At 68.0% G+C, this 21,861-nt stretch carries 17 protein-coding genes; 13 read left to right on the forward strand and 4 right to left on the reverse strand.

The genetic code is table 11. The annotated features are described in order from the left end of the window. The first annotated feature begins 90 nt into the window (after nucleotides 1-90). From CDN99_RS09005 to CDN99_RS09055, 12 genes are all read left to right on the forward strand, one after another. Nucleotides 91-912: a MinD/ParA family ATP-binding protein gene (locus CDN99_RS09005; protein WP_088384531.1), complete on the forward strand. Its 822-nt coding sequence runs from the start codon at nucleotides 91-93 to the stop codon at nucleotides 910-912. A gap of 24 nt (nucleotides 913-936) precedes the next feature. Further along, nucleotides 937-1,650: an RNA polymerase sigma factor FliA gene (locus tag CDN99_RS09010; protein WP_088384532.1), complete on the forward strand. Its 714-nt coding sequence runs from the start codon at nucleotides 937-939 to the stop codon at nucleotides 1,648-1,650. Between the two features lie 234 nt (nucleotides 1,651-1,884). Then, nucleotides 1,885-3,090: a methyl-accepting chemotaxis protein gene (locus CDN99_RS09015; protein WP_238139433.1), complete on the forward strand. Its 1,206-nt coding sequence runs from the start codon at nucleotides 1,885-1,887 to the stop codon at nucleotides 3,088-3,090. Between the two features lie 370 nt (nucleotides 3,091-3,460). After that, nucleotides 3,461-3,925: a hypothetical protein gene (locus CDN99_RS09020; RefSeq protein WP_141100707.1), complete on the forward strand. Its 465-nt coding sequence runs from the start codon at nucleotides 3,461-3,463 to the stop codon at nucleotides 3,923-3,925. A gap of 489 nt (nucleotides 3,926-4,414) precedes the next feature. Then, the gene (locus CDN99_RS28185) at nucleotides 4,415-5,083 is read left to right on the forward strand and encodes a DUF6338 family protein (protein ID WP_141100708.1); all 669 of its coding nucleotides are present in this window, start codon (nucleotides 4,415-4,417) and stop codon (nucleotides 5,081-5,083) included. After that, a complete protein-coding gene (locus tag CDN99_RS28190; protein ID WP_141100709.1) occupies nucleotides 5,067-5,420 on the forward strand; it encodes a hypothetical protein in 354 nt (117 codons plus the stop codon). Before CDN99_RS28185 ends, CDN99_RS28190 begins: the two co-directional genes overlap by 17 nt. A gap of 68 nt (nucleotides 5,421-5,488) precedes the next feature. After that, nucleotides 5,489-6,631, forward strand: a complete 1,143-nt coding sequence (locus CDN99_RS09030) for an AAA family ATPase (RefSeq protein WP_088384536.1) — start codon at nucleotides 5,489-5,491, stop codon at nucleotides 6,629-6,631. Between the two features lie 47 nt (nucleotides 6,632-6,678). After that, nucleotides 6,679-7,116, forward strand: a complete 438-nt coding sequence (locus CDN99_RS09035; RefSeq protein ID WP_141100710.1) for a hypothetical protein — start codon at nucleotides 6,679-6,681, stop codon at nucleotides 7,114-7,116. 98 nt (nucleotides 7,117-7,214) lie between these two features. Further along, nucleotides 7,215-8,510 carry a DUF445 domain-containing protein gene (locus CDN99_RS09040; RefSeq protein WP_238139434.1) on the forward strand — a complete coding sequence of 432 codons (1,296 nt, stop codon included), beginning with the start codon at nucleotides 7,215-7,217 and terminating at the stop codon, nucleotides 8,508-8,510. Between the two features lie 237 nt (nucleotides 8,511-8,747). Beyond that, nucleotides 8,748-11,513, forward strand: a complete 2,766-nt coding sequence (locus CDN99_RS09045) for an Ig-like domain-containing protein (RefSeq protein WP_141100711.1) — start codon at nucleotides 8,748-8,750, stop codon at nucleotides 11,511-11,513. A 180-nt stretch (nucleotides 11,514-11,693) separates the two neighbouring features. Then, complete coding sequence (locus tag CDN99_RS09050) at nucleotides 11,694-13,919, forward strand: patatin-like phospholipase family protein (RefSeq protein WP_158218792.1); 2,226 nt, start codon at nucleotides 11,694-11,696, stop codon at nucleotides 13,917-13,919. A gap of 73 nt (nucleotides 13,920-13,992) precedes the next feature. Beyond that, the gene (locus tag CDN99_RS09055; RefSeq protein ID WP_088384824.1) at nucleotides 13,993-14,517 is read left to right on the forward strand and encodes a DUF1697 domain-containing protein; all 525 of its coding nucleotides are present in this window, start codon (nucleotides 13,993-13,995) and stop codon (nucleotides 14,515-14,517) included. Between the two features lie 150 nt (nucleotides 14,518-14,667). On the opposite strand, the gene CDN99_RS09060 is transcribed toward CDN99_RS09055, so the two are convergent. From CDN99_RS09060 to CDN99_RS28625, 3 genes are all read right to left on the reverse strand, one after another. Next, nucleotides 14,668-16,590: a GGDEF domain-containing protein gene (locus CDN99_RS09060; protein ID WP_238139435.1), complete on the reverse strand. Its 1,923-nt coding sequence runs from the start codon at nucleotides 16,588-16,590 to the stop codon at nucleotides 14,668-14,670. Nucleotides 16,591-16,654: 64 nt separating this feature from the next. Next, nucleotides 16,655-18,862 carry a putative bifunctional diguanylate cyclase/phosphodiesterase gene (locus tag CDN99_RS09065; RefSeq protein ID WP_088384541.1) on the reverse strand — a complete coding sequence of 736 codons (2,208 nt, stop codon included), beginning with the start codon at nucleotides 18,860-18,862 and terminating at the stop codon, nucleotides 16,655-16,657. Further along, nucleotides 18,859-19,266 (reverse strand): Hpt domain-containing protein, encoded by a 408-nt coding sequence (locus tag CDN99_RS28625; protein ID WP_158218793.1) that lies wholly within the window; start codon nucleotides 19,264-19,266, stop codon nucleotides 18,859-18,861. The genes CDN99_RS09065 and CDN99_RS28625 overlap by 4 nt, the downstream gene beginning before the upstream one ends. Nucleotides 19,267-19,525: 259 nt before the next feature. Between CDN99_RS28625 and CDN99_RS09075 the strand changes: the two genes are divergently transcribed. Beyond that, nucleotides 19,526-21,226, forward strand: coding sequence for a sensor histidine kinase (locus tag CDN99_RS09075; RefSeq protein ID WP_141100712.1), 1,701 nt, complete (start codon nucleotides 19,526-19,528; stop codon nucleotides 21,224-21,226). Between the two features lie 12 nt (nucleotides 21,227-21,238). On the opposite strand, the gene CDN99_RS09080 is transcribed toward CDN99_RS09075, so the two are convergent. After that, nucleotides 21,239-21,853: a response regulator gene (locus tag CDN99_RS09080; RefSeq protein WP_238139436.1), complete on the reverse strand. Its 615-nt coding sequence runs from the start codon at nucleotides 21,851-21,853 to the stop codon at nucleotides 21,239-21,241. Between the last annotated feature and the right edge of the window lie 8 nt (nucleotides 21,854-21,861).

A 21,861-nucleotide genomic window follows, 5' to 3' on the forward strand; every position in this document is an offset into this window, starting at 1 on the left:
GGGCCCCCAGGGCGAAACTTCCGGTAACGGCTCCAGAGGTGCAGGACTCCTGCGACTGGAGCGGATAACGAAAGACGACAAGAGCAGCCCATGCGCGACTTCAGCAATGCTCCCAAGGACCAGGCCGACGGCCTGCGACGCCTGTTCGCCTCGGCGCGGGTGCGCGTGGTGCCGGTGGTGAGCAATCCGCATGTGGTGGGCAGCGGGGCGCTGCTCGAAGGCCTGTGCTCGGCGTTCGGCGAGCTCGGTCTGCACACCCTGGTGGTGGATGCCGGCGAGCAGGCCGCCGCCGCGTCCGACCTGGCGGCGGTGGACCTGGCGGCCTGCGTCGAATCGTTGTCGGCCAAGGTCAGTTTTCTCGCCGCGCGCGGACTGCCGCTGCGCTATATCAACGCGCACGGCTCGGCGGCCCAGTTCCTGGAAGCCGTGACCGACGCAGCCCCGTTCGCGGACGTGGTCCTGTTGCATGCCAGCGCGGCCGAGTTGAGCCGCGTGCTGGTATCGCGCGAGGTGCGGCCGGTCCTGCTGGCCGATACCGACGTGCAGAGCGTCACCCATGCCTACGCGGGCATGAAGTGGCTGACGCAGCGCGCCGGCCTGATGGTTTACAGCCTGCTGCTGGCATGCTCGCCGCAGCTGCGCCTGGCGGAGCGGATCGCGCAGCAGCTGTCGAGCTGCGGCGACGGTTTCCTGGGCGCGGTGCTGCGCGAGTGGGCCTGCCTGGATCCGCGCCAGCCGGTGAGCGCGCCGCTGACGCACGAGATGCGCCACATGGCGCGCGAGCTGCTGCTGGCCTCCGTGCCCGGCGCCGCGCTGGACAGCCCCGCCGACGCCATGCCGCTGCGGCCCCGTCCGATGTGGCAGCCCAAGTCCGGCCGCGCCCCGCAAGGCGTGACCCTGACCGCGCATTGACGCCCTGGGATTGGAGACGAGACGATGTACACCGCCAAGGGTCAACTCGACAACAACTCGCTGATTCGCCAGTACAGCCCGCTGGTGCGGCGGCTGGCGCATCAGATGATCGCCAAGCTGCCGGCCAACGTCGAACTCGACGATCTGATCCAGGTGGGTCTGATCGGCCTGACGGATGCCCTGTCGCGTTTCGACACGGCGCAGGGCGTGCAGTTCGAGACCTTCGCGACGCAGCGCATCCGCGGCGCGATGCTCGACGAGCTGCGCGGCAGCGACTGGATGAGCCGCGGCAATCGCCGCCAGCAGCGGTCGATCGAGAGCGCGGTGCACAAGCTGGAGCAGAAGCTTGGCCGCGCGCCGCAGGAATCGGAGATCGCCGCGGAGATGGGCATCTCGCTGGTCGAGTACCAGGAGATGCTGGGCAAGGTGCGCGGCACGCAGCTGGTCTATCTGGAGGACATCTCCGGCGACGACGACAGCGACGACTACCTGGACCGCCACGTCGGTGACGAGTCGGCCGATCCCATGAGCATGCTGCGCGATCACCGCATGCGCACCGCGCTGGTGGAAGCGATCAAGAACCTGCCCGAGCGCGAGGGCTTCGTCATGTCCATGTACTACGAACATGACATGAACCTGAAAGAGATCGCCGCGGTGTTGAAGGTCACCGAATCGCGGGTGTGCCAACTGCACAGCCAAGCGATTGCCCGGTTGCGCGTCAAGCTGCGCGACTGGTAAAACGGCCCGAAGCGGCCGCGTCCATGTGGTCGAAAGACCAACAGGGAGCGGGCGATGTGGGAGACATGGCGCAGGCGCACCGGGAAGGCCGCGTCTGAGGCGGTCGGAGACGGGGCGACGGCGAACGCGGTCGGCTTCGTGGATGCGACGTCGCACGGCAGGACCGCCACGGTCGTTCGGGAACTCTCCAGCGGCGTATCCAGATTGGGTCGTGACGCGGCTGAAGTCCGCGGCTTGCTGGAAGACACCCAGAAGGTCGTGTTGTCCCAGGCCCAGGCCATGCAGGCGCTGGGCGGCGAGCTCGAACAAGTCCGGCACGCGCAGGACGGCATCAACACCTCCACCGAAAAGACCCGCGAGGCCGTGGGCCGCGCGCGCTCGGCGCTGGCCGGCGTCGGCAACGAGGTCGGCGGCATCGTGTCCACGTTGCGGCAGGTCTCCGATGCGGCGTCCGAGATCACCAAGATCGCACTGCAAACCCGGCTGGTCGCCTTCAACGCTTCGGTCGAGGCCAAGCGCGCCGGCGAGGCGGGCCGCGGTTTCGGCGTGGTCGCGGACGCGGTCAAGGATCTGGCCGCGCAGGTCGAGGCCTCGTCCAAGGCCATCATGGGCACGGTCGGCACGCTGGACAGCCGCATCGAGACCTTCAGCCGCGAGCTCAGCGCCGACGGCGTCGCGGGCGCGGCGCAATCCTCCATCCATCAGGCCTTCTCCGACGTCGAGACCGACGTGGACCTGATCGCCCGTTCGGCGCAGGAAAGCCAGACCACGACGCAGCAACTCGCGGAGCGCTCGGGCGAGCTTGGCGTCGAGATCCAGCAGGCGATGCGCAAGCTGGAATCGGCCTTCGCCTGCAGCGACCGATTCCTGCGCCTGTCCGAGCAGATGATCGAGCAGATCGCCTCCAGCGGCGTCGAGGTCGAGGACTCGCCCTACATCCAGGCCGTGCAGGGCGCCGCCGCGGAGATCGCCGCGCTGCTGGAGCGCGCCGTGGCGGAGCAACGCATCGATCTCGCGTCGCTCTTCGACGAGCAGTATCAGCCGATCAAGGGCACCGATCCTCAGCAGTACACGACGCGCTTCACGTCGCTGGCGGACCAGCTATTCCCGGAAGTGCAGGAGCGCGTGCTGTCGTTCTCCAGCAAGGTGGTGTTCTGCATTGCCGTCGATCGCAACGGGTTCGTGGCGACGCACAACCGGCGGTACTGCCAGCCGCAGCGCGCCGGCGACGTCGCCTGGAACACGGCGAACAGCCGGTATCGGCGGATCTTCAACGATCGCACCGGGCTGGCCTCGGCTCGCAATCAGCGGCCATTCCTGCTGCAGACCTATCGCCGAGACATGGGCGGCGGGAATTTCGTGCTGCTCAAGGAGGCGTCGGCGCCTGTCACCGTGGCCGGGAGGCATTGGGGCGGGGTGAGGTTGGCATTCGGGTTTTGAAGCGGGCGGAGTCGTCGCGCCGCCATCCGGGCGGCACGATGGGAGTCGCGATGTCGTGACCGCGTTGTCGATTGCCACTCGCTGATCTCGGTGGTTCGGCCTATGAGTTCCTGTCTGCGACAGGGCAAGGTCGGCAGGTTCCAGGAGTGGGCCGCATGAAGCGGGGCCCGGAAGATGCGTCCAGGGGGCTCGCGACCTTGCACCGTGAGAAGACCTCTCGACCCTCGACCTCTTGCCCGCCTTCATCGCGCATGGTTGATGCGCCTTCCGGCGGGGATCGATCGACCCACCTTGGAACGCACGCATGTCCCGGCCTCTTACCCCCGACCAATCCGCCCGCGCCAGCGGCCTTCTTTCGCAGCAAATGGCCATGCCGGCCGGCGGCGGCGATGGTGGCGAGCCGCCGGGCCCGCCGCCAACCTGCGCGGCCGATGCGGCAGATGATGACCTCGTCCGCCGCCGCATCCCGCTGCTTCACAGGCAGCCGCTGCACGGCGAATCCGAGGCCTTCCTCGACTTCCTCGCCGACATCAACGAGGTCCCCGGCCGGCGGGAGCCCCGCCATGCGCGGCATGGCGGGTGGCCCCGTTTCGTGCCGAGCCGCGCCATGACCACGGGGGGCGCGCTTCACAGCCTGCGTGACCGCGTCGTCCAGGCGGCCTTGATCCTCAAGCAGTCCCGGCAACCGATGGAGCCGGCCAGCATCGAGCAGGACGATGTCCGTGACGCCGCGGTGGATCTGCTGCACGAAGCGGCCTGCCTGCTCGGCGTTGTCGAGATGGCCGTCTTCGAGGAGCACGACTTCCAGGTCAAGTGGGAGCGCAGTCTCTATTGATGCCCGCTGAGATTCACGCCGATTCGAGGGCGGGGTATCAGCGGTAGTCAGGTAGATTCCACCAAGGGAAAACGAGTGCGCACGCGGAAGCGGGGCACTCGTTTTGTTTTGGAGACTGCGAGGTCATGTCATCGATGGAATTCCGCAGATTCAAGCGGAGAGGCCCACAAGGCCGAGTCGGGCGTTCCTCCGTATGCGAGTGGGTCTAGGTCAACTTTCGCCTTGACCCGCGTCAAGACTCAGAGACGGGTTGCAAATGAACCTACCGGAATGGCACAAAACTGCGCCTTGTTGAGTCGTTGATGAATCGGGCCGAAAGGCCTACGCTCTTGGATATTCGACGCGCCGAATTTTGCGGTTACCACCTGCTGCTGATGCTCTAGAGATTTGAGCGTCTGGCTGAGGAGTGACGGCCAGGCTCCAGAAGGAGTCACGACAAGCCTGCCAAACATCTGGCATGCCATAGGGACAACCTTGCCTGGAGCCAGCATGGATCTGGAGAAAACTGATTTCGCGCTGCTTTCTCAGCTTCTGCCGGGCGTGGTGGCCATTCTCGCGTTCTATTGGAATCTCAAACATCCAGTGCCGAATGTCGCCTCCAGAGGTGTCATCGCCTTGATCGCGACCGAATTGGTCGTCATGGCTTGGGCGGCCCTGAAAGCCTTCGCCCTGGAGCCTGGCGAGCAAGTGCGGTGGGCGAGTCACCTTGATGTTCTTGGGCCGGTAATCTTCGCGATTCTTGGTGGCCTGGTCGCCTCACGATTCATGAAGTGGAGGGACGGCGAACGGAAGAAGACGCGACGAACCTCGCCATGTTCTCATTCCGGGCCGTTGGATTGGCAGCAAGTCCTTCGTACAGAGAAATCTCACGTGATGCTGAATTTGAAGGACGGGCAGCAAGTTTTGGGCTGGCCAGAGGGTTGGCCGGGCGACCCGACGCGAGGGTATTTCTTCCTGACACGCCCATTGCGGTTAGGCGGGGCGTCGTCCCATGCATCGGCGCCAAAAGCGTTCGCTGCGCTGATTCCGGCGAGCGATGTCGTCGGGTTGGATTTTCTGGAAGAGGCGGATTTCGAAGCGGCGCGTAGGTCGGTGGAAATCGCGGTGACGATTCCGTTGGGGAGATCTGAAGGAGTAGAAGATGTCTGCTACGAATGAATATTTGCGAGAACTTGCATTGTATGCCGCTCCTGGTATTGTTTCCGTCCTTTCATACTGGTTCGTTTGGCGGGTGAAGCGTCGTGTAAAGGACTATATTGGAACGTTTCTTATATTCATTTTCATGATTCGTGCGCTAGGAAGGGTTGTGAGATGGGGATTCATCGTGATTTTTGGCGACCCCATGATGTTCGGGACCGAGCTCGGCCCAGTGGTGCCTGCGGTCTCGTTGGCGTTGTCTGGCGTCGGGCTGGCGGTGTTCATGGGGCGCTGGCTTAGGGATCATGGGGACGACGAGGGGACGCGCTATCCGTGGTACCCGATCCCCGTGAAATAGCACAAGCGTGCAGAGCGTTGGATGTCTATACTTCCGTCACTTTCGACGGAAATCGACAACAAGACGCCATGCTTCTCGAATACGGCCTTCGTAACTTCCTCTCCTTCCAGGAAGGCGCCAGCGTGTCGTTTCGGCTGGATGCCAACGTGCCGCAGCGTGTTTCGCTGGGGCTTTCCGTTGCCACCGTCATGTGCGTCAAGGGCGCCAACGGCAGCGGCAAGACCCACCTGCTGAAGGGGCTGGCGTTCCTGGCCAGCTTCGTGTCGGCGTCCTTCTCGACTGATCCGGACGCCGAGATCCCCGTGGCGGCGTTCTTCTCCAATCCGGAGCCGTGCTCGTTCTACGTCGAGTTCCTGATCGAGGACGCAACCTACCGCTATGAGTTGGACGTGACCCCCACCGGGGTGACACGCGAGGCGCTGTTCAAGGCCAGCAAGCGCAAGACGCTGGTGTTCGAACGGACGCAGGACCGCGTCCGGGCCGTCGCGCGGTTGAAGGTGCTGGAAGGTGTGAAGGTGCGGCGCAATGCGTCGGTGATCTCCGCCGCGTACCACCATCAGATCGACGAGCTCGCCGCCGTCCATGCGTTCTTCAAGAACATCCATTTCAACGTCGGGAGCAGTGGCACGCGCGAGTCGCTGTTCATGGACATCCACAAGGTGGCGCAGGTGCTGCACGAGCACGACGACGTCCGCGAGTACGTCCAGCAGTTCCTCATGGATTGCGACATCGGCATTACCCGGCTGCAGGTCGCGAGCGAGGAGGGCTCCGATGGCAAGCGACGGTTCTTCCCCGTGTTCATGCATGACGTCGACGGGCAGGAGTGCGCCGTCCTGCCGGCCACTGAATCGGCCGGAACGAAGCAGATCTTCCGGTTGATGCTGCCCATTGCCGCGGTGGTCGCCTCCGGATCGGTGCTGATCCTCGACGAGCTCGACCTCTACCTTCATCCGCACCTGCTGCCCAAGCTGCTGGGCCTGTTCCTCACCGGGAAGTCGCCGGGCGACCGCGCCGCCCAGTTGTTGTTCAGCACGCATCAAGGCGACATCATGGATCTGTGCGGTCGCTACCGGACCACCTTCGTCAACAAGGAGCACAACCGCAGCTATGCGTATCGGCTCGACGAGATCCCCGGCGACTTGCTCCGCAATGACCGCACGCTCGTGACCCCGTACAACGACCGCAAGATCGGCGGTGTACCGCGGCTATGACGCGCTTCGGGAATTCGGGCAAGCAGCGCTTCCTGGCGGGCTTTCCGGTGGCCAGCCTGGAGGCGCCCGGCAGCGACCACGCGGCGCGCTGCAAGTTCAACTTCTCGTATTTCTGCCACGACCCTGCGGGCCAGCGTTTCTCCGATTGGTCGCACGACAAGCTGGCCGGCCTGCTCGACAAGCTCGCGCACTTCGGCAAGCAGACGCTCGATCACTGGAAGCAGCAATCGATCGGCAAGAGCGGACGGGTGCTTTCCATCTATGGCGGGTTTCCGCCCCATTCCGATTTCATCCCACCGAAGCACGTGCCCCATCAGGCGCAGTGGGGACGCTTTCGGCTCGATTGGGCCGGGCGCCTGTGCGGCTTCGTCGTGCCGCGGGACCTCGACGGCGTCGAGCATCCGCAGGGGGGACGCTTCTGCGCGAACACGTTCTATGTCGTGTTCCTGGACGAGCACCATCGTTTCTACAAGGGCCGCGACTGAGCCCGTTCCACGTCGCGCGGTGATAAAACCGGCACCTGTCGCACCGCTCCGCGGGTTCCGCCCCAGGCACCGAACCTGCCCGCCCGCCGCCGATGCCCGTGCTCAAGAACGCCGACCCCCTCGATCCCCGCGCCGCCGATCTCCGCCGCATGAAGCTGGTGGCGCTGGCCTGCCTGCTGCTGTCGCTGGCGGGGCTGGCGCTGAGCCTCGCGATGGGCGCACGAGGGCCGTGGGCTTGGCTCAAGGCGTTCTGCGAGGCGGCCGCCATCGGTGGCCTGGCCGACTGGTTCGCCGTGGTCGCGCTGTTCCGTCACCCGCTCGGCATCCCGATCCCGCACACGGCCCTCATCCCGCAGGGCAAGCGCCGCATCGCCGACAGCCTGGCCGGATTCGTCCGCGACAACTTCCTCCACCCCGACGTCCTGCTCCTGAAGTTGCAGGTTCTCAACCCCGCGGAGCGCCTGGGCCGATGGCTGCGCGAGCCGCGCAACCTCGCGCAGATCACCGGCTCGGTGCGCGCCATGGCGGTCGAGGCGCTGTCGCTGCTCAACGAGCAGGTCGTGCGCCGGGCCCTGGGCGAGTTCCTCATCGCCCGCGCGTTGTCCTGGAACGCCACCACCACCGCCGCTTCCGTGCTGGATGTGCTGACCAAGGCGGGTCGGCATCAGGATGTGCTGGACGGCGCCTTGTCCAAGCTGCGCGACTACCTCGCCACGCCGGAGGTGCGCACGCTCGTCGCCGCGCGGCTGGTGAAGTTCGCGCGTGCCCAGTGGCCCAAGGCCACGTCGCTGGTCGACACCATCGCCAACGTCGACAAGATGGCGGATAGCCTGTCCGACAAGCTTGCGTTGCAGTTGGTCGAGGAGGTCCAGACCGCGCTCTCGCAGCCCGATCATTCGGTGCGGCGCCAGTTCGACACCTGGATCGAGGAGTTCGTCGGGCGCCTGCGCGAGGACCCCGACTTCGCCCGCGACGTCAACGCGATGAAGGACCGCATCGTCCAGAGCGATGACGTCCGCGCCTACCTGAACGGTGTCTGGACCGAGGTCCGCGCGACCCTGGAGACCGACCTGCATCGCGACGATTCGGTGCTGATGCGGCACCTGGACCAGTCGCTGGGCGCATTGGGCGACCGGCTCAGCCGCGATCCCGGTCTCGTGCAGGCGATCAACGAGCACGTCATGTCCGCCGCCACCCGCATGGTCGACGGCATGCGCGAGGGTGTCACGCAGCACATCGCGTCGACGGTCAAGTCCTGGGACGATCCCAGCCTCGTACGGCAGATCGAGCTCAGCGTCGGGCGCGACCTGCAGTTCATCCGGTTGAACGGCACGCTCGTGGGCGGAGTGATCGGCGTGGGGCTCTATGCGATCACGGTGGTGATGCAGGGTTGATGGATCGCGTCGGACGTTGCCGAACAGGCGGCGCCTGAGGCGCATTCCGAAGCACGTGTTGCCGAACGGACAACGGGCCCGCGTTTGTGACGGGCATCATCTTCCAATCCTTTCGCCCATCCCGTGACCCCTTCGGGTGAAAGATGCCTGTCGACTCGGCACGCATGGGCTATCGAAGACCCAGAGCCTGCGGGCGAGACTGACTCATTCATTCCAGCGATTCAAGAAGGGTTCGTCATGTCCAAGCATCACAGCCGGTCGTCCGCACCGGTGCCGGGTCGTGTCCTCGACACGCCGTCGGCCCGTCGTCCGGGGCGCGGTGTCCCCGGATCACCTAGCGAGCCCGGCGTGGGGGTGGACGATTTCGATGGTGAGGCGGTCCAGGGAGACGTCGCCGTCGAATCAGACGCCGACGTCTCGTCCCCAGCGGAGCCTGCCGATGGCGATGCGCTGCCGATCTCGCCGGCTATCCCGGCAGAGTCCTTGCCCGCACTGGAGGCGAGCGGCGGTGCGAAGAATGGCGTCGCGGCCGGTTCGGCCACCCCCAGCACATGGACCTACGTCGGTGGTGCCGCGCTGATGGCGCTGGGCGTCGCCGGTGCCGCGTCGGGTGGCGGTGGGTCGGGCGCTGCCGCACAAGCGAAACCGGAAGAGAAGCCCCCGTCGGAGAAGCCCGAGGAGAAGCCTCCCGCCGACAAGCCCGACGAGCAACCGCCGGTGGGCAAGCCCGACGAAAAGCCACCGGTCGAGAAGCCCCCGGTCGGCAAGCCCGAAGAGAAGCCTCCCGTCGACAAGCCTGACGAGCAACCGCCGGTGGGTAAGCCCGACGAAAAGCCACCGCTCGAGAAGCCCCCGGCCGACAAGCCCGAGGAGAAGCCTCCCGTCGACAAGCCCGACGAGCAACCGCCGGTGGGCAAGCCCGACGAAAAGCCGCCGGTGGAGATGCCCGGCGACAAGCCGCATGACCCCGCGCCCGTTCGCCCGCCGCCGCCGAAGATCATCGTCCACCGCGATGGTGCCGTGGAGATCGGCGATCTCGTTGTTGGCGCCGTCTGGCAGTACCGGCTCGGCGGCGATTCGGCCTGGCGCGGCGGCGCTGCCGACGGCGTGATCCCCGCGTCGGCGCTCGGGCCGGACGGCCCCAAGGTGATCGAGGCGCGGCAGACCCTGACCGGCTTGGCCAGCCCATCGGCCATCGCCACCTTCATCCTCGACACCACGCCGCCCGAGGCACCGGTGGTGACCTTGATGCACGACTCGGGCATCAGCGGCTCCGACGGCGTGACGTACGACGCATCCGTGCGGGTGTCGGGCATCGAGCGCGGGGCCAACTGGCGCTATTCACTCGACGGCGGCGCCCATTGGTCCGCGGGCGTGGGCGACATGATTCCCGCCGGCCTGTTCGCCGCGGACGGACGATGGGCGGTGTCGGTGGTGCAGACCGATGCCGCCGGACACGACAGCCCCGTCGCTCGACTCGAGTTCACGCGAGACACGATCGCCGCGCCATTGACCGTGGCATTGCTCGACGACACCGGAGCGCCGGAGGCGGTGGACCCGGACGGGCGGTCGCTCACGGACCGTATCACCCGGATGGCCACGGTCATCGTCACGGGCATTGAGTCCGGCGCGACCTGGCAATACAGCCTGGACGGCGCACACTGGGTCGAAGGACATGGCGAAACGATCGATGCCAAGGTCTTCGGCGAGAACGACGGCGCGAAGGTCGTGCACGTCCGCCAGACCGACGTCGCCGGCAACATCGGCGAGACGCAGACGCTGAATTTCGTCCTGGCGAAGCAGGCCGGCGATGCGCCCCGCATCTCGCTCGTCGGGGACCACGGCGAGAGCTCGTCCGACAAGCTGACCAACTTCGCCCAGCTTCAGGTGGACGTCGAGAAGGGGGCGTACTGGACCTACGAGTTCGATTCCGGACATGCAGGCATCGGCGTCGGCACGATGACCGACGCGCAGATCCGCCCGCCCGACGGCGAGCGGACCGTGGTCGTGCGGCAGTACGACGGCGCCGGCAACATGACGACGTCGAGCTTCAACTTCACGATGGACGGAACGCGGCCCGCCAGGCTCGGCATCGAGCTCGTGAACGACACGGGGGCCAGCGCGCACGACGGCATCACCCAGGACGGGACGATGCGGGTCAGCGGGGTCGAGGCGAACGCGCGCTGGTGGTACAGCATCGACGAAGGCCAATGGTTCGATGGCGACAGCACGATGCGCATCGCTTCTTCCGCGCTGGGCCAGGACGGGCGCAAGCGCATCGACGTGATGCAGCGGGACCTCGCCGGGAACTTCAGCGAGAAGCAGTCCCTGTGGGTGGACCTGGACCGCGAGGCGGATGCGCCGCGTCTGCGACTCAAGCACGACACCGGTGGCAGTGCGATAGACAACGTCACCGCCGATTCGACGATTCTGGTGACGGGCATCGAGCATGGCGCCACCTGGAGCGGGTATGGAAATGTCGATATGGCGAGCTTCGAGGCCACGGGCACTGACTTGCAGTTCGAAACCAAGGCGCCTGGGGCGGGGCGGATGGACTTCCGTGTGCGGCAGACCGATCTGGCCGGCAACCTCAGTGACTGGGGCATGCTCCGCTGGCTGGGGACATCCGATGCGGTCGCCGACGCGCAACGCCCAACACTCGTCAGTCAGACGGATGTCCAGAACTTTCTGATGAGCGGGACGACCGGCGCCGATCATTTTGTCTTTCCTGCGAAAACCATCAGCGGGACCGCGAGAGGCGCCGTCACCAACTACTCGGGGGCCGAAGGCGACATCCTGGACCTGCGCGAGATCCTGACCGTGGCCCCGGGCAAAACGATCTCCGACTACGTGACCAAGTTTGAGTATCCGCCCACGGAGGGGCTGGCGCTGTTCCTGCATGAGGCCGGGGATCGCGCGCTGACCTACCGGATCGAGCTATGGAACGTGCACGCGGCCGACCTCATTCGGGTCCAGACGGCGGAGGGCATCTTCACGCTCTGAGCATGGCGGCCCCGCGGGCACTTGCGCGTATCCGAGGGTGGCGCCCAAGGTATCGTCGTCCTGCCCGGGCCCTGGTCAGCCCTGGTCCGGTCGAGTGGACGATCGAAAAGGAGCGGCATGACGGAGGCGGCGCGGGGATGTTGGGGGCATGCTCATGGCGCGGGCATCACGCACCATGTGATGGCCGGGTTGGTCGTGGCGCTGGCTGTCTTCGCGCTGCTCGTGCCTGCGGCGTCACGCGCCGATGACGAACTGGTCCCGCCACCGCGGCTGCCCGACGGGCGCCGCCCGAAGATCGGCCTGGTGCTGTCCGGAGGCGGTGCCAAGGGGGGCGCCCACCTGGGCGTGCTGAAGGTGCTGCGGGACCTGCGCGTGCCGGTGGACTTCATCGTCGGCACCAGCGCCGGCTCGATCGCCGGCGCGGCGTACGCGAGCGGCATGTCGCTGGAAGAGCTCGAAGAGCAGCTGCGCCCGCTGACCACGGCGCTGCTGCTGCGCGACGTCGACCGGCAAGATTTGCCCATGCGCCGCAAGGGCGACGACGCCATCAATTACATCGGTCCCGAGATCGGCATCAACGACCGCGGCCGGCTCGCGCTGCCCAAGGGCGCGGTGGCGGGGGTGTCGCTGGAAGCCGTGCTGCGGCGCTTCACCGTGCGGCAGCGTTCGCGTTCATTCGACGAGTTGCCGATCCCGTTCCGCGCGGTGGCCACCGACCTGACCACCGCCGAAATGGTCGTGCTCGACCACGGCGACCTCGGGCTGGCGATCCGCGCCAGCATGGCGCTGCCCGCGCTGGTGAATCCCGTCGAGATCGACGGCCGGCTGCTGGTCGACGGCGGCGTGAGCCGCAACCTGCCGGTGGACGTTGTGCGCGCGATGGGCGCGGACGTGGTCATTGCCGTCAACATCGGCACGCCGCTGCAGACGCGCGAAGGGCTGACGTCGCTGCTGTCGGTGTCGGAGCAGATGGTGCGCATCCTCACCGCGAAGAATGTCGCGCAGTCGCTGACGGAACTGCGCGAGTCCGACGTGCTGATCACGCCCGAGGTGAGCGGTATCGCGCTGACCGACTTCGACCATCTGCTGGACGCGTCGGTGGCCGGCGAGGCGGCGACCCGACGTCTGGCGCCGCGTCTGCGCGGCTTGTCCGTCGATGAGGGCACTTACGCCGCGCTCGAACAGCGGCGCCTCACCGATCGCGTCGCGGCGGGGCGCATCGACGCGATCGAGATCGACGGGCTGAACCGCGTCAACGAGGCGACGGTGCGCGCCGGCATGGACAGCAGGGTCGGAACCGACTTCGACGCCACCACGGCCGACGCGGACATCAAACGCCTGTTCGCGCGCGGCGATTTCGAGCGCGTCGGTTACGCCTACAGCGACATGCCGGATGGCCGGCGGGTACTGTCGGTGTCGCTCAACGAGAAGAGCTGGGGGCCGCAGTACCTGCGTTTCGGCCTGGGGCTATCGACGGACCTGGCGGGCAGTTCCTACTTCGACCTGCGCGTGGGGCACCGGGCGACCTGGCTCAACTCGCTCGGCGCGGAGTGGCGCAACGACTTGCAACTGGGCCACACCGACCGGCTGAGCACCGAGTGGTACCAGCCGTTGGTGCCGAGCCAGACGCTGTTTGCCTCCGCCAGCGCGCAGGTATCGCGGGAGCCCTTCGATCTCTATGACGACAGACTGCGCATCGCCCGCTACCGCAAGGAGAGCGAAGAGTTGCGCCTGGACGCCGGTGTCGCGCTGCGCAACACCGGCGAGTTCCGCATCGGCCTTCGCCGCGGCACCCTCCGGCTGGGCACCGATACCGGCCTGATCCCCGGCCGCGACCTGGTGCCGACGACCGACATCGGCGGCGTCGAGACACGCCTGCAACTGGACACGCTGGACAGTCTGCGGTTCCCGCGGCAGGGCTACGCGGTGGACCTGCGGCTGTATCGATCGCACACCGCGCTGGGCGCGGCGGACACGTACAGCAAGCTGGACCTGGCGTTGCGCGGTGCGATGTCGTGGGGCCCGCACTCGCTGCGCGCCGCGTACTTCGGCAGTCACGGGCTGGGCAGCGGCACCTTGCCGGACTACGAGCTGGAACAGCTCGGCGGCTTCCTGCGCCTGTCGGGCTACCGGACGGGGCAGTTCGTGGGCACCGGCATGCGCATGGGACGGTTGGTCTACAGCTACCGCGTGACCTCGCCGGGGCTGCTCGACGGCATCCACGTTGGCGCCTCGATCGAGGTCGGCCGCATCCTCGACCCGGCGGCGCTCACGCCGCGGACCGGCACGCTGCGCAGCAACGCGATGTACTTCGCCGTGGACACGCCGATCGGGCCGCTCTACATCGGCTACGGCCGGGCGAGCGCGAAGGACAGCGCGGTGTATGTGTTCCTGGGCGCGCCTTGATGACGCCAAGTCCGGGCCGGAAGTTTCCTGCAGAATCGCCGCCATCCCATTGCCGGCCACGGGCCCCGTCGACATGACCAGCACACACCGCTACGTTGCCTTCCTGCGCGGCGTCAGCCCGATGAACGCCAAGATGCCGGACCTGATCCGTGCCTTCGAGGCAGCCGGCTTCACGAAGGTGAAGACGGTGATCTCCAGCGGCAATGTGGTCTTCGACCACCCCGGCGCGCCGGTCGACGAGCTGGAGCGCCTGGCCGAGCAGGCGATGACCGACACGCTCGGCAAGAGCTTCGGCACCACCGTGCGCCCGGTCGAGCACCTGCGGGCGATCGTCGACGCCGAGCCGTTCGAGGTGTTTTCGCCGCCTGACAACGCGAAGCGGCTCATCACCTTCCTGAAGCGTCCGCACGAGCAGCCGGTGACCCTGCCCATCGAGGGCGATGGCGCCGCGATCGTCAAGCTCGACGGCGTGGAGGTGCTCAGCTACTACGTGCCCAACGACAGCGGCCCGCTGTTCATGGCGAAGCTGGAGAAGACCTTCGGCAAGGCCATCACCACGCGCACCGTCGACACGGTGCGCAAGTGCATCAAGGCCTGAACCTGAGCCTGACGCTGCGGGCCAAGACCTGAGACCTGAGACCTGAGACCTGAGACCTGACGTGAGGGGCGCGGCCGGGCGAGGCGGACCCGCCGGCGATGCCGATGGTGAAGGGGTGAGGGCGGTCCGGACGTCCGGGGCCTGTTGACCTCAGGCCACGCACGCCCGGTTCTTGCCGGTCCGCTTGGCCTCGTAAAGTGCCTCGTCGGCGCGGTCCAGCGCCTGCTCCATCGTTTCGCCAAGGCGGAACAGCGTCACCCCCGCCGAGAACGTGACGAACACGTCGCGCCCCTCGTGCATGAACAGGCTGGCCGAGAGCGAGCGCTGCAGGCGCAGCAGCACCGCCTGCGCCTCTTCCAGCGGAGCTTCCGGCAGGATCAGCACGAACTCCTCGCCACCCCAGCGGCCGACCTTGTCGCCCGGCCGCAGCAGCCCCGAGACACGCGCGGCGAGCGACTTCAATGCCTCGTCGCCGGCCGCATGGCCGAGGTTGTCGTTCAGCTTCTTGAAGTTGTCGATGTCGAGCAGCGCCAGCGCCAGCGGCTTGGGGTCGCGCTCCAGCTTGGCGCGCTCGGTCTCGAAGGTCGAGATCAGGCCGCGCCGGTTGGCGATCTGCGTCAGCTGATCGGTCTGCACCTCGCTGGACAGCTTGCGCAACTCGCCCTCCAACTGCTCGACGCGTTCAGCCAACTGGCTGGCGCGGTCGTGCTCGTCGCGCAGGCGGCCCTGCGTGCGCTGAACCAGCGACTGCACGCTGCGGCTTTCCTCGACCATCTCGCGCACGACACCGGCCAGGCTCTCCAGCGTGTCGGCCTGCTCGATGACCTCGGCGTACTTGCCGACGCTGTCGCTGAAGCGGTCGGTGTGCTGGCCGAGCTCGCCCAGCTCCTGCAACATCCGATTGATCAGGCCCTTGAGCGCGTCGCGGGCACGGCCGCGTTCCGCGCGCAAGCTGTGCTGGCGCTCGCGGGTGCTGTGCAGCAACTCGCTGACCGAGCGCACGCTGCGCGCCGTCAGGCCCTGCGCCAGCGTCTGGCCCATCGCCTCGCACTGGCCCTGCGCCCAGGAGTCGTCCTCGGCCAGATCGGCCAGGCTGCCGGTCAGCTCGGCGCAGAGCTTGCCCAGCTCGGTGAACGCGTGGCCGCGGTGGTCCAGCCAGCGGCGCGCGCGGATGCACAGCGCGTCCATCTGGGCGGCGCGCTCGGGCGTAGCACCGTCTCGGACGATCTCGGCGTGCGCCTGCGCCAGCTCCGTGATCAGCTCCTGCGCGCGGACATCGTCGGAGGCCAGCGCATGGCGCACCGTGCCGTTGAGGTGGGTGGCGACCTCGGGCCAGGACTGCGCGCCTGGTCCGTTCGAGCCGATCAGCGTGTCCAGCCCGCCGTAGCGCGCGCCCGATGCCGCGCCGGCGATGCTGGCGGCGACTTCGGCCGGCGCCTGGGCCGCTTCCTCGTCGTTGAAGAACTGGCTGGGCGTTCCGGCGCGGTCGTCCTCGTCGTCGTCCTGATCGGCGGCGTCGCGCGCGGCATCCCCCGGGCCGTTCCCCAGACCGTCGTCGAGCGGCGCCGGTTGCGTCTCTACGCGCACATCGCTGGTGTCGCCGTCCCAACTGCCCACCAGTTGCCTCAGGCGCAGCGTCAGGCGCTGCGGGTCGCTGCGGTTGCTGGACAGCACGCGTAGCACGCCGTCTTTCTTGCGCGCCAGCGTCCACTGCCGGCCGCCGCGTTCCAGGCCGCGCATCAGGCGTTCGATCAACTGCGCCAGTTGCTCCGCCTGGGCGCCGGGCCCGTGCGTCTGCTGCAGCGCTTCCAGCGCGCGCTGCAACTCGTCCCAGCGGCCGTCGCGCATCTGCGTCGCCAGGCCCTGGCGCTGCTGCGCGTCCGGCACCGCCAGGCCGAGCAGGCGCGCCATCGAGGCCTGCGCGCGCTCCGGCATCGCGCCGTTGTCGCGCGCGGGCTCGCCGGCTTCCTGCGCGTAGGCGCGGGCGTAGTTCTCGGGGGTTGGTTCCAGCTTGTCCAGCGCCAGTCGGCGCAAGGCCGCCTTGGCCAGGAGAGCGGGGGGCTGCTGCGGCATCGGTCGGGCTCGGTAAGACGTGAAGGGAGGGGAATTCGGTGGCGGGCCTGGACCGTCGCGCGGCTCAGCGCGGCGGGATGTCCTCGCCGACCTCGGAGGCGGGCAGGATCCAGGGCGCCTTGCGCGGCAGCACCGTCTGCGCGAGCCAGCGCTCCAGGTCGTCCGGCGGCAGCGGCTTGCTGAACAGGAAACCCTGCATCAGGCTGCAATCGAGCCGGCGCAGCACTTCCATTTGCCGCAGCGTCTCGACGCCCTCGGCGATCACCTGCAGCCCCAGCGACCGGGCCAGCGCGATGATGGCGGTGACCACGGCGGAGCTCTGCGGCGTGATGCCCAGGTCGCGCACGAAGCTGCGGTCGATCTTCACCTCGGAGATCGGCAGCGTCGTCAGATAGGCCAGCGACGAGTACCCAGTGCCGAAGTCGTCGATCGAGATCTCGACGCCGACCTCGTTGAGGCGGTGCAGCGACGGAATCACGCTCTGCAGGTCCTTCATCAGGCCGGTCTCGGTGATCTCCAGCTGGATCGCGCGGTGCGGCACGCCCCATTGGCTGACGAACTGGTGGATGTGCTCGACCAGGTCGGAGCGCTCGAACAGCCGGTTGGGCAGGTTGACCGCGATCGACTCGGAGAACCCGAAGTTCAGTTGCCAGACCTTGGCCTGACGCGCGGCCTCGCGCAGCGCCCATTCCGACAGCGGCACGATCAGGCCGGTTTCCTCGGCCAGTGGGATGAAGTCGCCGGGCGGCACCAGCGTGTTGCCGCGGCGCCAGCGCATCAGCGCCTCGGCGCCGACCATGCGGGCGGTGCGCACGTCGATCTTGGGCTGGTAATGCAGCACCAGCTCGTCGCGCTCGATCGCCTTATGCAGCGCGGATTCGAGCTCCAGTTTCTCGCGGCCCCGGCCAGCCAGCATCGGCGTGTACAGCGCGGACGCGTTGCGGCCCTGGTTCTTGACCGCGTACATCGCCACGTCGGCGTTGCGCAGCAGGTCGGCCATGGTGAGGCCGTCGCGCGGATAGAGCGAGATGCCGACCGAGGCCGTCACGAAGCATTCCTGGCCGGCGATGAAGATCGGCTCGCGCAGCGCCTCCAGCACGCGCTCGGCGACGCGTTCGGCATCGCCCTCGTCGCCGACCTCGGGCAGCAGCGCGACGAACTCGTCGCCGCCCAGGCGGCCCACCGCCTCCAGCGTGCGGTGCGAGCGCGTGCCGACGGACTCCAGCATGCCTTCCATCACCTGATCGGAGTGGCGCACGCAGGAGCGCAGGCGGCGGCCCACTTCCATCAGCAGGTCGTCGCCGGCGGCATGGCCGAGCGTGTCGTTGATGACCTTGAAGCGGTCCAGGTCGATCAGCAGCAGGCCGACCTCGTGGCCCATCCGGCGGCCGGCCTCGATGGCGCGCTCGGCGCGCCAAATCAACTGGCGGCGATTGGGCAGGCCGGTCAGGGCGTCGAAGTTGGCGAGCTCGCGGATGCGGTCCTCGGCCATGCGGCGGTCGGTCACGTCCTGGATGACACCGGTGTAGCCGCAGGCGTTGCCGTGCTCGTTGAATTCGGGTTCCGCCTCGATGTGGATGACGCGCTTGCGGCCGTCCAGCAGCGTGAAGGGCAGGTCCGTCACCAGCACCGAGTTGTGGGCGACGACGTCGCGCAGCAGGCGCATGAAGAGCAGCCGTTCCTCGCGCGGCACCATGCGCATCACGCCGATGAAGTCCAGCGGATCGAGCGGGCCGCGGCCGAAGACGCGCAGCGCCTCGTTGGCCAGCTTGAAGCCGTGGCCGGTCTGCCACTCGAAACTGCCCATGCGGGCCAGGTCTTGCGCGCGGGCCAGCTTGGCCTTGCTGCGCTCCAGCTCCTGGCGGGTGCGCGCGCTGCGCAGCAGGTAACGCAGGCGCCCGGCCAGCAGCCGCCATTGCGTCGACTTGACGAAGAAATCGGTGGCGCCGGCCTGGTAGGCGCGGTTGATGGAGGCCTCGTCGTCCAGGCCGGTCAGCATCAGCAGCGGCGCGTTCTCGAAGCCGGGCATCGCGCGCAGCCGCTCGCAGGTCGCGAAGCCGTCGAGCCCGGGCATCAGCGCGTCCAGCACGATCAGGTCGGGTGTCCACTGCGCGACCAGTTGCAGCGCTTCTTCGCCGCCGGTCAGGGCGGTGACGTCGAAGCCGTGCTCCTGCAGCGCGGCCTCGATCAGCATCAGGTTGACCGGGTCATCGTCCACCAGCAGGACGCGCGGCCGTTCGATCAGTTCGCCTTCCTTCACATCGCGGCTCATCGTGACGGACTGACCAGTTGCAGCATCGCCAGCCGGGCGGCGGCGATGTCGTCCAGGGCGCCTTCCAGCAGCGCCTTCAGGCCGTCCTCGCGGCCGGAGCGGGCCAGCGCCTCGATCTCGGCGCAGCGCTGCGACAGGGCGGTCGCCCCCAGGCTGGCCGCGGCCGACTTCAGCGTGTGAGCGACATGGCGCAGGGCGTTGAGATCGCGCGGCGCGTCCACGCCCTGGGACAGCACCAGCTCCTGCTGGTCGAGCGACTTCAGGAAGGCCGCCACGACACGTTCCAGCAGATGGTTCACGCCGTCCGGATCCAGCTCGCGCAGACGGGCGAGCGCTTGCTCGTCCAGCGCGGCGGGTTCGGGCTGCGGGCGGGATGGCATGGTCGTGACGTGGTCTGGTGACATCTTCTGATCATGGCGCCGCGCGAACGCTTTCACGCGGAGTTGCGGACCATTGTCGTTCACCGCAAGGATGGGATCGTGGGAAAAAGCAGTCAATTCTGGTGTTCTTGGAGAGGTGCCTCGGGGTAAGTCCCGGGGCGGTTGTGGCGTCCGCGCCCCGTCGGGGAGCCGCCGCGGCGGCCCGGGGGGATGAGGTGTCCCGGCAACGGGGGGCGGAACGGCGAGGGCCGTTGCGTCGAACAGCCTACATACAATGGCCCGCATGAACAGGTCGGGGGAAGCCGCCGCACGTCGGCGGCCATGGAAGGGACTCGCGCTGGCCTTGGGCCTGGCGGTGCTCGTCCTGTTGCTCCTGCTGGCGCTCAACCTGGACCCCACCGGCCCCGGGCTGGTGCTGACCTCGGTGCTCGCGGGCGCGGCGCTGATGCTCTTCGTCGCGGCGCTGACCTGGCACCTGGCCGTGCGGTTGGCGCGGGCGCAATTCGGTGAGCTGCTGCGCGAGACCCGTCAGCAGACCCAGGCGCTGACGCAGCTGGTGCCGGACTGTCTCTGGCAGACCGACGCCCATCACCACCTGATCCGCTGGCAGGCGTCGCAGGGCGCGCCCGCGTCCAACTGGGCCGGCACATCGATCAACGGCGCGGTGACGCAGATGCTGTGGGAACGCTTCGAGCCGCTCGAAGCCGGCGCGGACCTGAAACGTCGCGTGGCGTTGAGCCAATCCTTCGACGGCGTGCGGGTGCGCGATGCGCAGGGACGGCGCTGGGAACTGCGCGCGCAGGCGGTGACCGACGCGGCTGGCCGTTTCTCCGGCTATCTTGGGGCGGCGCGCGTGCTCGAGGAGGTCGAGGCCGGCATCCCGTCATCGTCCGACTCGGCGGTTTCCGCCGCGGCACCCGCCTCGACGCCGGCCGTCGCCTTGATCGCGACGTCGACGGAGCAGGAGCCGGCCTCCACCGAATGGCTGCAGGCCCTGCCCGGTCCGGCCTGGCTGATCAGCGATGTCCAGCCGGGCGCGCAGACCCGGTTGATCGATTTCAACGACGCGGCCGCCCAGATGATGGGCGGCTCCGAAGCCCGCGGGCAGCTGTGGCGTGCCTGCGAGGAGCGCCTGCCCGAGGAGCTCCGCGAGGCGCTGGCGCAACCCGACCTGCAATCCGGCAGCGCCTGTGGCGCGTGGTGGCTGTGCCTGACGGCGCTGCCGCATGGCGGGCAGACCTTGCTCAGCCTGTGGCCGCAGGGCGCGGCGGACACCGTGCCGGCCGCGCTGGCGATGCAGGCGGCGGAGCAGGCCCGGGCCGACCAGGCGTCCTTCAGCTACACGGTGTCGCACGACCTGCGGGCGCCGCTGCGCGTGGTGGAGGGCTTCACCCGCATCCTCAAGGAAGATTACGGCCGACTGCTGGATCGCGCCGGCAACGATCACCTGGACCGGGTGCTGGGCGCGTCGGCGCGGATGCACAGCATGATCGACTCGCTGCTGGCGCTGTCGCACCTGTCGTCGCAGACGCTGCGGCACGAGACGGTGGACCTGTCGCTGCTGGCGTCGCAGGTGATGGACGAGTTGCGCCGCGCGTCGCCGCAGCGCCAGATCGACGCGCAGGTGCAGCCCGGGCTGCGCGTGCAGGGCGATCCGACCTTGCTGCGCATGGTGCTGGAGAACCTGCTGGGCAACGCATGGAAGTACAGCGGCAAGCGCGACCAGGCGGTGATCCGCTTCGAGTCGCGGCAGCAGCAGGGCGAGCGGGTGTTCGTCGTGGCCGACAACGGCGCCGGTTTCGACATGCGTTTCGCCGACCGTCTCTTCGGCGTGTTCCAGCGGCTGCACAGCGCCAGCGACTTCCAGGGCACGGGCGTCGGCCTGGCCTCGGCGCGGCGCATCGTGCGCCGGCATGGCGGCGACATCTGGGCCGAATCGGAAGTCGGGCAGGGCGCCCGATTCTTCTTCACGCTGCCGGGCTGAGCCCGGGCCGGCTCAACTGCCGAGCGCCAACTGCTCGACCGCCTCGACCAGGCGGCGCGCCTGTTCCCCGAGGTCGATCTTCTGCTCGGCGGCCATCCGCTCCAGCCGCGACAGCGCCTGCGCGCGCGTCAGCGAATAGCGGTGCATCAGCACGCCGAGCGCCATCGCCTCGACGACCTGCAGGGACGAGGCCGGCTCGACCGTCACAGGCGCGGCCGGCGTCGCGGCGCCGGCACGCGCGGGGCGATTGGCGAAGGCGGCCTCGACGGCGGGGACGATCTGGTGGATGTCGAGCGGCTTGACCAGGTAGGCCAGCGCGCCGAGTTCCTTGACCTTGGCGACGGTCGCCTCGTCGGCGAACGCGGAGAGGAACATGAAGGGCAGCTGCAGATAGTCGCGCAGGTAGCCGGCGACATCGAAGCCGCTCATGCCTTCCATGCGGATGTCGAGCAGCGCGAGATCGGGGCGGTGCTGGCGGGCGATGAGGATGGCGTCGTCGCCGTTGTCGGCGTCCAGCACCTCGTAGCCGGCCTGCGCGAGCCCGTGCGTGAGCGTGGCCAGCACCAGCCGGTCGTCGTCCACGACCAGGATGCGGCCCTTGCCGCTTCCGCCAACATCTCTGCTCACGCTGTCCA

Source organism: Roseateles aquatilis, assembly GCF_002205645.1.
Classification (GTDB): Bacteria; Pseudomonadota; Gammaproteobacteria; order Burkholderiales; family Burkholderiaceae_C; genus Roseateles; species Roseateles aquatilis.

Excerpts from the sequence above, each read along its gene's own strand:
- CDN99_RS09005 (WP_088384531.1), top strand. The coding sequence starts at position 91 with ATGCGCGACTTCAGCAATGCTCCCAAGGACCAGGCCGACGGCCTGCGA.
- CDN99_RS09010 (WP_088384532.1), top strand. The coding sequence starts at position 937 with ATGTACACCGCCAAGGGTCAACTCGACAACAACTCGCTGATTCGCCAG.
- CDN99_RS09020 (WP_141100707.1), top strand. The coding sequence starts at position 3,461 with ATGCCGGCCGGCGGCGGCGATGGTGGCGAGCCGCCGGGCCCGCCGCCA.
- CDN99_RS28185 (WP_141100708.1), top strand. The coding sequence starts at position 4,415 with ATGGATCTGGAGAAAACTGATTTCGCGCTGCTTTCTCAGCTTCTGCCG.
- CDN99_RS28190 (WP_141100709.1), top strand. The coding sequence starts at position 5,067 with ATGTCTGCTACGAATGAATATTTGCGAGAACTTGCATTGTATGCCGCT.
- CDN99_RS09030 (WP_088384536.1), top strand. The coding sequence starts at position 5,489 with ATGCTTCTCGAATACGGCCTTCGTAACTTCCTCTCCTTCCAGGAAGGC.
- CDN99_RS09045 (WP_141100711.1), top strand. The coding sequence starts at position 8,748 with ATGTCCAAGCATCACAGCCGGTCGTCCGCACCGGTGCCGGGTCGTGTC.
- CDN99_RS09050 (WP_158218792.1), top strand. The coding sequence starts at position 11,694 with ATGGCCGGGTTGGTCGTGGCGCTGGCTGTCTTCGCGCTGCTCGTGCCT.
- CDN99_RS09055 (WP_088384824.1), top strand. The coding sequence starts at position 13,993 with ATGACCAGCACACACCGCTACGTTGCCTTCCTGCGCGGCGTCAGCCCG.
- CDN99_RS09060 (WP_238139435.1), bottom strand. The coding sequence starts at position 16,590 with ATGCCGCAGCAGCCCCCCGCTCTCCTGGCCAAGGCGGCCTTGCGCCGA.
- CDN99_RS09065 (WP_088384541.1), bottom strand. The coding sequence starts at position 18,862 with ATGAGCCGCGATGTGAAGGAAGGCGAACTGATCGAACGGCCGCGCGTC.
- CDN99_RS28625 (WP_158218793.1), bottom strand. The coding sequence starts at position 19,266 with ATGTCACCAGACCACGTCACGACCATGCCATCCCGCCCGCAGCCCGAA.
- CDN99_RS09075 (WP_141100712.1), top strand. The coding sequence starts at position 19,526 with ATGAACAGGTCGGGGGAAGCCGCCGCACGTCGGCGGCCATGGAAGGGA.